The organism is Exiguobacterium sp. s64, from assembly GCF_018618035.1.
GTDB lineage: Bacteria > Bacillota > Bacilli > Exiguobacteriales > Exiguobacteriaceae > Exiguobacterium > Exiguobacterium mexicanum_A.
In genome coordinates this window covers 183957-192936 of record NZ_JACSLH010000006.1, presented here as the reverse complement: position 1 = coordinate 192936, position 8980 = coordinate 183957, and the positions used below count along the sequence as shown (strand labels likewise).

Genomic DNA, 8980 nt, shown 5'->3' with positions numbered 1-8980 from the left:
AGACGATGAGGTAGATAGGTCATGGGTGGAAGCACGGCGACGTGTGGAGCTGAATGATACTAATCGGTCGAGGCTTTGATCTAGTCTAACGGTTTGTATGAATTGATGAGTCTTCAGTTTTGAGAGAACGATCTCTCTTGTCTGGTGGCGATAGCGAAGTGGTCACACCCGTTCCCATGCCGAACACGGAAGTTAAGCGCTTCAGCGCCGAAAGTAGTTGGGGGTCTCCCCCTGTGAGGATAGGACGTCGCCAGGCAAACGGTGGTTCTGGAGCATTCGCTCAAGGGCCGCCGCTTTTTTTATTTATATCGCGATTCAAATGAAAGAGAGGAAGAACAGATGGCCAAAAAAATCAAAGTATACGTCGAGCCAAACGAGACAATCGATGAGTGTTTAAATCGAATTGCTCAAATGGGGTATCGCCCGGTACGTAGGATTGAGAAGCCTGTCTTTGAACAAACGGGAACCAAAGACGAACCTGTACATTCCCATCAGTCGATTTTATTTGAGTGCGTTGCTCTCAAACCATAATGCCAAACCGTCACGAATGAGTGGCGGTTTTTTGTGTTTTAATGAACCTAAAGACGAACGATGAATATTCAGACAATTAAATTGTTCGCCGTTTGTTGACATGTTTTGAATGAACAAGGTACGATAGGCGTGTGAGTTAAGAACAAATTAAATAGTGCTCCATATAATCGCGAGGAAATGGCTCGCAAGTTTCTACCTGATCGCCGACTCTGATCAGACTATGGGGTATAGTCGACATTTTTTTGTCGTGGTCTATACCCTAAACTGGTTATTCGGTTTAGGGATTTCTTTTTTTAAGGGGGACATTTAAGTGAAGGCAACAGTAGGTGTGATCATGGGTAGTTCTTCCGATTGGGAAACAATGAGCCATGCTTGTGAGATCCTTGAAGAGTTGAGTATTCCATATGAAAAACAAGTTGTCTCGGCGCATCGGACGCCGGACTTAATGTTCGACTACGCTGAGGGAGCTCGGGCAAGGGGCATACAGGTCATTATCGCAGGAGCGGGAGGCGCAGCTCACTTACCAGGTATGGTCGCTGCAAAGACCACATTACCCGTCATCGGGGTACCAGTACAATCGAAGGCGTTAAACGGACTTGATTCATTGCTCTCGATTGTTCAAATGCCTGCAGGTGTACCGGTCGCAACCGTCGCCATCGGTCGAGCTGGGGCGACGAACGCAGGTCTTCTCGCGGCGCAAATCTTGAGCCTCCAATCCTCTGAATTGATTGACCGTCTCGAGGTTTACCGCCAAGTGAAACGAGATATGGCACTCAAAGCGACAGAGGAGCTGATTTGATGAGAATCGGAATTTTAGGCGGAGGCCAGCTAGGTCGGATGATGTCACTCAGCGCGAGTGCTATGGGATACGAAACGCTAAGTCTTGATCCAAACCCAAACGCACCGGCCGCTCAAGTCGCGCCCAGCATCGTGGCTACATTTGACGACGTAACAGCAGCTCGTGAACTCGCTCAGCGTTCAGACGTCATCACATATGAATTTGAAAACATCGATACAGCGATGATTGAAGCTATCGCTGACAAGTGTCCGCAAGGGATGGATGTCTTAAAGGCGACACAGCATCGGCTCTATGAGAAGCAAATGATTGAAGGTGCGGGCCTTCACGTCGCTCCATATGTTCCAGTTCGTTCCCTCCGAGACGTCACTCGAGCGAGAGAAGTGTTAGGCCTCCCATTCGTCATCAAGACGTGCCGATTCGGATATGACGGAAAAGGCCAAACGGTCTTGCGGACGGAGCAAGATGTTCGCACATTTACGGATCAGTTCGAAGAGACGGAGTACGTGGCCGAAGCTTGGCTGCCTTTTAAAAAAGAAATTTCGGTTATCGTAACGAGAGGGGCTCACGCGACGACAACGTTCCCGATCAGCGAGAATATTCATCATCAAAATATTTTACACTTATCGATAGTGCCAGCACGAGTGGAACAAGACATTTTGGAAGAGGCTCGGCATTTGGCCCTTCAACTCGCTGACCACATCGGATTGATTGGAACGCTTGCGGTTGAACTGTTCATCATGGAGGATGGTTCCTTGTATGTGAATGAACTTGCTCCCCGTCCCCACAATTCAGGGCATTACACGATTGACGCCTGTGAGACGTCCCAGTTCGAGCAACATGTACGGGCAATCACTGGTATGAAGCTCGGTCGTACGACACTCCACACCCCGGTCGTGATGGTTAACCTGTTAGGCGAACATATGGATGAGCTGAATCCGCAAACGTTACCGTCGAATGTTAAACTACATTTGTATGGAAAAGAGGAAGCGAAGACTGGTCGGAAGATGGGGCACTTGAACGTGCTCGCCGATTCCGTCGAAGAAGCGCTTCAGACCATCGAACAATTGGCAATCTGGAAGGAGACCGTTTTATGATTTCACGTTATACCCGTCCCGAGATGGCGGCGATTTGGACAGACCAAAACAAATTTGAGGCATGGCTTCAAGTAGAACTTTACGCATGTGAGGCGTGGAGCGAGCTAGGCGTCATTCCAAAAGAAGATGTCGCGGTCCTGTGGGACAAAGCATCGTTTGATGTCGAACGCATCTTGGAGATCGAGCAAGAGACGCGCCATGACGTTATCGCCTTCACGCGTGCCGTCTCAGAGACGCTTGGAGAAGAGAAGAAGTGGGTGCATTACGGACTGACTTCGACAGACGTCGTCGATACGGCCTTATCGTACTTGATTAAGCAAGCAAACGATATTTTAGAAGCTGACATCGACCGCTTCATCGAGATCCTCGCTGAGAAAGCGAAAGCACATAAGTATGACATCATGATGGGCCGTACACACGGTGTTCACGCAGAACCGACGACGTTCGGATTGAAACTCGCCCTTTGGTACGAAGAAATGAAGCGCAACAAGAAGCGGTTCATGGCAGCCCGTGAGACGATTGAGTTCGGCAAGATGAGTGGTGCGGTCGGCACGTTCGCAAACATCGATCCGTTCATCGAGTCGTATGTATGTGACAAATTAGGGATTCAAGCGGCACCAATTTCGACACAGACGTTACAACGTGACCGTCACGCCGAATACATGTCGACACTCGCATTGATTGCCACATCAATCGAGAAGATGGCGACAGAGATTCGCGGCCTCCAAAAGACAGAGACACGTGAGGTCGAAGAATTCTTCGCCAAAGGACAAAAAGGGTCGTCAGCGATGCCGCATAAACGCAACCCAATCGGTTCAGAGAACATGACCGGCCTGGCCCGTGTCATTCGCGGTCATATGGTGACGGCGTATGAGAACGTCCCACTCTGGCATGAACGTGACATCTCACACTCTTCAGCCGAACGGATCATTCTTCCGGATGCGACGAGTCTCCTCAACTACATGTTGAACCGCTTTGGCAATATCGTGAAGAACTTGACGGTCTTCCCGGACAATATGCGTCGGAACATGGATCGGACGTTTGGCATCATCTTCTCCCAACGCATCTTGCTAGCCTTGATCGAAAAAGGATGGTCGCGCGAAGCAGCGTATGACGCCGTTCAACCGAAGGCGATGCAGGCGTGGGAAGAAGAAACGATGTTCCGCACTTTGATTGAACGAGACGCCGAGATGGGCGCGCTCTTTACGAGTGACGAGCTCGACGACCTATTCAACCCGAGCCATCACGTGCGCCGTGTCGATGTCATTTTTGAACGCTGTGGTTTGTGATCGTTGAGGGGCGTCATGCCCCTCTCACTTTTAAGGGGGACGATACAGATGGAAGCAATTTACGAAGGTAAGGCAAAAGCGTTATTCGAGACAGAAGAACAGGGTGTGCTCCGCGTTTATTATAAAGACGACGCGACAGCATTTAACGGGGAGAAGAAAGAATCAATCGCCGGCAAAGGCGTGTTAAACAATGCTATCACGACGCGCTTGTTCGAACTCATGCACGATAACAAGATTCCGACGCATTTCATTAAGCGACTATCGGATCGCGAGCAGCTCGTGCGCCGTGTCGACATCATTCCGCTTGAGGTCGTCGTGCGTAACATTGCCGCCGGAAGCCTTGCGAAACGACTCGGTTGGGAAGAAGGGACACCGCTCCTGTCACCAATCGTCGAGTTTTACTATAAAGATGACGCACTCGGAGATCCACTCTTAACAGAGGACCATATCCGTTTACTGCAAGTTGCCACACACAAAGAAGTCGAAACATTGCGACAACTCGGCCTATGGGTCAACGATGTATTGCTCGATTTCTTTAATGACCATGGCATTGATTTGATCGATTTCAAACTCGAGTTCGGTAAAGTCGACGGCACGATCATCCTTGCCGACGAGATTTCACCAGACACGTGCCGGCTTTGGGACAAAGAGACGAAACAAAAGCTCGATAAAGATGTTTTCCGCAGAGACCTCGGATCTCTGACAGACACGTATAGCCAGTTGTTAACACGCATAGGGGGAATGAACTGATGAAAAAAATAAACGTGTACGTGACATTACGTGAAAGTGTACTCGATCCACAAGGCGTCGCCGTCAAAGGCGGACTCGAACATCTCGGCTTTACAGGCGTTGAATCAGTACGCATCGGGAAAGTGATCGAGCTTCAAGTGGCAGAAGAGACGACCGAAGCGATGGTCCGTGACATGTGTGAGAAGTTGCTCGTCAACACGGTCATCGAGAACTATCGAATCGAGATGGGGGTACTCGCATGAAATTTGCTGTCATCGTCTTCCCCGGATCGAACTGTGACCTCGACATGTATCACGCTGTAAAAGATGTCCTCGGCGAAGAAGCGGACTATGTGTTCCATACGGAAACGTCGCTTGACGGTTACGACGGTGTGCTCCTGCCAGGCGGATTCTCATATGGGGATTACTTGCGCTGTGGCGCCATCGCCCAGTTCTCACCAATTATGAGTGAAGTCAAACGGTTCGCCGAAGAAGGGCGTCCGGTACTCGGCGTCTGCAACGGTTTCCAAGTGCTCGTCGAAGCCGGACTTCTACCGGGCGTGTTGATGCGTAACCGTGACTTGAAGTTCATGTGCAAGACGGTCGAATTGAAAGTCGAGACGAACGAGACGATGTTCACGAACGATTATGCGCTCGGGGAGACGATCCAAGTCCCGATCGCGCACGGGGAAGGCAACTACTACTGTGACGAGGCGACACTTGAGACGCTCCGGACGAACGGACAGATCGCCTTCACGTATACCGACAATCCGAACGGATCGGTCGCGAATATTGCAGGGATCACGAACGCACAAGGCAACGTACTCGGAATGATGCCGCACCCGGAGCGAGCGGTCGAAGCATTGCTCGGCGGGGAAGACGGCAAACGATTATTCACTTCGATGGTGAAATGGGGGACTCGACATGCTACTTACAACTGAACCGACAGCAACACACATCCGTGAAGAGCGACTTTACGCCACGATGGGATTGACCGATGAGGAATACGCGCTCGTCGTCTCACTGCTCGGTCGTGAGCCGAACTACACCGAGATTGGGTTATTCTCGGTCATGTGGTCTGAACACTGTTCGTACAAAAACTCAAAGCCTGTCCTCCGGAAATTCCCGACCACTGGGAAACACGTCCTTCAAGGACCTGGGGAAGGTGCTGGCATCGTCGATATCGGCGATGGCCAGGCCGTCGCTTTCAAAATCGAGAGCCATAACCATCCGTCGGCGATTGAGCCGTACCAAGGTGCGGCGACAGGTGTCGGCGGGATTATCCGTGACATCTTCTCGATGGGCGCGCGACCGGTCGCACTCCTTAACTCGCTCCGCTTCGGAGATTTGAACGAATCACGTGTGAAACATCTCTTCGGTCATGTCGTCTCAGGCATCGCCGGATACGGCAACTGCGTCGGTATCCCGACGGTAGGTGGGGAAGTCGCGTTTGATCCGGCCTATGCGGGTAACCCGCTCGTCAACGCGATGTGTGTCGGGCTCATCCGCCATGAAGACATTCAAAAAGGGATTGCCGAAGGCGTCGGTAACTCAGTGATGTATGTCGGGGCGACGACAGGACGCGACGGCATTCACGGAGCGACGTTCGCCTCGGAAGAACTCGGTGAGGACGCGGACGAAAAACGCCCGGCCGTCCAAGTCGGTGACCCGTTCATGGAGAAACTGTTGATTGAGGCGTGTTTGGAAGTCATCAAGCACCCGGCCCTCGTCGGGATCCAAGACATGGGAGCGGCTGGTCTCACGTCGTCTTCGGCCGAAATGGCATCGAAGGCAGGCATGGGCATCGAGATGAACCTCGACCTCGTCCCACAACGCGAGGCCGACATGACGCCTTACGAGATGATGTTGTCGGAGTCACAAGAGCGGATGCTTCTCGTCGTCAAGGCAGGACATGAAGATGAGATCGAAGCGATCGTCACGAAGTGGGGACTTCATGCGATCAAAGTCGGTGAAGTCATCGAAGACAAAGTGCTCCGTCTGCTCCATCACGGGGAAGTCGCGGCCGAAGTACCAGTCGACGCGCTCGCAGAAGACGCACCGGTCTACCATAAGCCGTCGAAAGTACCGGCGTACTATGAAACGTTCCAAGCGATGACACCAATCCAACCGATTGTCTCGGACGTCCTCTCGACTTGGAAAGACGTGCTCGCCATGCCGACAATCGCCTCGAAACGTTGGGTGTATGAGCAATACGACCATATGGTTCAAACGTCGACCGTCGTCGCCCCAGGAAGTGATGCGGCTGTCATCCGCATTCGCGACACAGACAAAGCACTCGCGATGACGACGGACTGCAACGCCAAGTACGTGTACCTCGACCCACGTGTCGGTGGTGCGATTGCGGTCGCAGAGGCAGCGCGCAACATCGTCGCCAGCGGCGCCACACCACTCGCTCTCACCGACTGCTTGAACTTCGGTAGCCCGGACAAACCAGAAGGCTTCTGGCAGCTCGACCAAGCTGTCGAAGGGATGGCCGAAGCGTGCCGTGCCCTCGATACACCGGTCATCGGTGGAAACGTCTCGCTTTACAATGAGTCGAACGGGACGGCGATTTATCCGACGCCGGTCGTCGGCATGGTCGGCTTGATCGACAAACCGGAACATATCACGACGTCGTTCGCGAAAGCAGCAGGCGACATCATCTTCTTGCTCGGAGAGACGAAACCTGAGTTCGGTGGTAGTGCGCTTCAAATGCTGCAAGACGGTAAAGTGAGCGGACAGGCGCCGATGCTTGACCTCGAGACAGAGAGCCGTCAGCAACAAGTATTGCTTACGGCGATTCGGGAAGGTCTTGTCACAGCGGCCCACGACGTATCGGAAGGCGGACTCGCCGCGGCACTCCCTGAGCTCGTGTTCGGCACGGGCTTCGGCGCAGATGTCACAGTCGACGCAGATCTCGTGACGACACTTTTCAGCGAATCACAGTCACGGTTCCTCGTCACAGTCGCGCCACATCAGGCTGATGCGTTCGCGAAGTTGACGAAGGCGACACGCATCGGACAGGTGACAGACACGCCACAATTGACGGTCCGTGCGAGCGACCGCCTCATCGAAATGGATGTCACGGAACTTGAACGGGTATGGGAAGGAGCTATTCCATGTTATATGACATCCGAGGCATGAACGAGGAGTGCGGGGTATTCGGGGTTTTTAATCACCACGAAGCGTCACACCTCGCCTACTACGGCCTCCACAGCCTGCAACACCGGGGACAAGAAGGGACAGGCATCGTCACGGCTGACGGCGAGCGCTTGCACGCCAAACGCGGGCTTGGCCTCGTCGCTGAAGTGTTCGACGAACCGTCGCTCGACGCATTGACCGGGCATCACGCCATCGGTCATGTCCGTTATTCGACGGCAGGCGGCAACACGCTCGAGAACGTCCAACCGCTCCACTTCAAGTCGCTTACGGGCGACTTGGCGATGGCGCATAACGGTAACCTCGTCAACGCCAACGAGTTGAAACATATGCTCGAAGCGGAAGGTGCGATTTTTCAGACGACGTCCGATACGGAAGTCGTCGCCCACTTGATTAAACGAAGCCGCGGCAACTCGATGAAAGAGCGGATTGCAGATAGCTTGGCCCGTCTCGTCGGCGCGTTCGCCTTCCTCTTCTTGACGGAAGACGCGCTCTACGTCGGCGTCGACGTTCACGGCTTGCGCCCGCTCTCGCTCGGCCAGACCGAGGACGGAGCCTACGTATTCGCCTCAGAGACATGTGCGTTTGACGTCGTGGGGGCGACGTACGTACGCGATGTCGAGCCAGGGGAACTCCTCATGATCACGCAAGACGGGATCGTGTCGGAGCGGTACAGCGAGGCATCGGTCCGCGCGATGTGTTCAATGGAATACATCTACTTCTCGCGGCCGGACTCGATCATCGATGGCGTCAACGTGCATACGGCCCGTAAGGCGATGGGGAAGAAGATGTTCGACGAGGCACCGGTCGAAGCGGACGTCGTCACCGGCGTCCCGGACTCGAGCATTTCGGCGGCCATCGGTTACGCTGAGGCGAGCGGGATTCCGTACGAGATGGGACTCATTAAAAACCGCTATGTTGGCCGGACGTTCATTCAGCCGTCGCAAGAACTACGGGAGCGCGGTGTCAAGATGAAGCTGTCGGCGCTTCGAGGCGTCGTGAACGGAAAACGGGTCATCATGGTCGACGATTCGATCGTCCGCGGTACGACGAGCAGACGCATCGTCAAGTTGCTCCGTGAAGCCGGGGCGACCGAGGTGCATGTTCGCATCACGTCACCACCAATCAAGCATCCGTGCTATTACGGCATCGATACATCATCAAAGGAAGAGTTGATTGCGGCCACCAAATCCATCGAAGAGATTAAAGAAGAGATTGGGGCCGATTCACTGGCGTTCCTCACATTGGACGGAACGGTCGAAGCGATCGACCGACCGTTCGAAGGGAACTTGCGCGGGCAGTGTGCCGCTTGCTTCACCGGACTTTATCCAACTGAACTGGCGGAACTTGTAACAGAGACAAAAGCTTGAGGGGGACTGA

At 53.4% G+C, this 8980-nt stretch carries 9 protein-coding genes, 2 rRNA genes and 1 riboswitch; all 11 genes read left to right on the top strand.

The annotated features are described in order from the left end of the window. Positions 1-83 (top strand): 23S ribosomal RNA (locus KNP64_RS10800); the annotation flags it as partial. A gap of 57 nt (positions 84-140) precedes the next feature. Next, a 5S ribosomal RNA gene (gene rrf, locus KNP64_RS10795) occupies positions 141-256 on the top strand. Between the two features lie 83 nt (positions 257-339). After that, on the top strand, positions 340-531 hold the full coding sequence (locus tag KNP64_RS10790) for an NETI motif-containing protein (protein WP_034781380.1): 192 nt from the start codon (positions 340-342) through the stop codon (positions 529-531). Between the two features lie 139 nt (positions 532-670). Continuing rightward, a riboswitch (purine riboswitch) is annotated at positions 671-772 on the top strand. A 69-nt stretch (positions 773-841) separates the two neighbouring features. Continuing rightward, positions 842-1330 carry a 5-(carboxyamino)imidazole ribonucleotide mutase gene (purE, locus tag KNP64_RS10785; RefSeq protein ID WP_138860030.1) on the top strand — a complete coding sequence of 163 codons (489 nt, stop codon included), beginning with the start codon at positions 842-844 and terminating at the stop codon, positions 1328-1330. After that, on the top strand, positions 1330-2424 hold the full coding sequence (purK, locus tag KNP64_RS10780) for a 5-(carboxyamino)imidazole ribonucleotide synthase (protein WP_214764271.1): 1095 nt from the start codon (positions 1330-1332) through the stop codon (positions 2422-2424). Before purE ends, purK begins: the two co-directional genes overlap by 1 nt. Next, positions 2421-3713, top strand: a complete 1293-nt coding sequence (gene purB / locus KNP64_RS10775) for an adenylosuccinate lyase (protein ID WP_214793058.1) — start codon at positions 2421-2423, stop codon at positions 3711-3713. The genes purK and purB overlap by 4 nt, the downstream gene beginning before the upstream one ends. 48 nt (positions 3714-3761) lie before the next feature. Then, positions 3762-4463, top strand: coding sequence for a phosphoribosylaminoimidazolesuccinocarboxamide synthase (purC, locus tag KNP64_RS10770; protein ID WP_138860027.1), 702 nt, complete (start codon positions 3762-3764; stop codon positions 4461-4463). Then, positions 4463-4705 carry a phosphoribosylformylglycinamidine synthase subunit PurS gene (gene purS / locus KNP64_RS10765; protein ID WP_138860026.1) on the top strand — a complete coding sequence of 81 codons (243 nt, stop codon included), beginning with the start codon at positions 4463-4465 and terminating at the stop codon, positions 4703-4705. Before purC ends, purS begins: the two co-directional genes overlap by 1 nt. Next, a complete protein-coding gene (gene purQ / locus KNP64_RS10760; RefSeq protein ID WP_214793061.1) occupies positions 4702-5382 on the top strand; it encodes a phosphoribosylformylglycinamidine synthase subunit PurQ in 681 nt (226 codons plus the stop codon). Before purS ends, purQ begins: the two co-directional genes overlap by 4 nt. Next, positions 5366-7585, top strand: coding sequence for a phosphoribosylformylglycinamidine synthase subunit PurL (gene purL, locus KNP64_RS10755; RefSeq protein ID WP_034781321.1), 2220 nt, complete (start codon positions 5366-5368; stop codon positions 7583-7585). Before purQ ends, purL begins: the two co-directional genes overlap by 17 nt. Further along, positions 7561-8970: an amidophosphoribosyltransferase gene (gene purF, locus KNP64_RS10750; protein ID WP_058765678.1), complete on the top strand. Its 1410-nt coding sequence runs from the start codon at positions 7561-7563 to the stop codon at positions 8968-8970. The genes purL and purF overlap by 25 nt, the downstream gene beginning before the upstream one ends. Positions 8971-8980: the final 10 nt, after the last annotated feature.

Bases quoted from the DNA above. Each gene is read 5' to 3' on its own strand.
- purC (WP_138860027.1), top strand. From the start codon at position 3,762: ATGGAAGCAATTTACGAAGGTAAGGCAAAAGCGTTATTCGAGACAGAA.
- purL (WP_034781321.1), top strand. From the start codon at position 5,366: ATGCTACTTACAACTGAACCGACAGCAACACACATCCGTGAAGAGCGA.
- purK (WP_214764271.1), top strand. From the start codon at position 1,330: ATGAGAATCGGAATTTTAGGCGGAGGCCAGCTAGGTCGGATGATGTCA.
- purF (WP_058765678.1), top strand. From the start codon at position 7,561: ATGTTATATGACATCCGAGGCATGAACGAGGAGTGCGGGGTATTCGGG.
- KNP64_RS10790 (WP_034781380.1), top strand. From the start codon at position 340: ATGGCCAAAAAAATCAAAGTATACGTCGAGCCAAACGAGACAATCGAT.
- purS (WP_138860026.1), top strand. From the start codon at position 4,463: ATGAAAAAAATAAACGTGTACGTGACATTACGTGAAAGTGTACTCGAT.
- purQ (WP_214793061.1), top strand. From the start codon at position 4,702: ATGAAATTTGCTGTCATCGTCTTCCCCGGATCGAACTGTGACCTCGAC.
- purB (WP_214793058.1), top strand. From the start codon at position 2,421: ATGATTTCACGTTATACCCGTCCCGAGATGGCGGCGATTTGGACAGAC.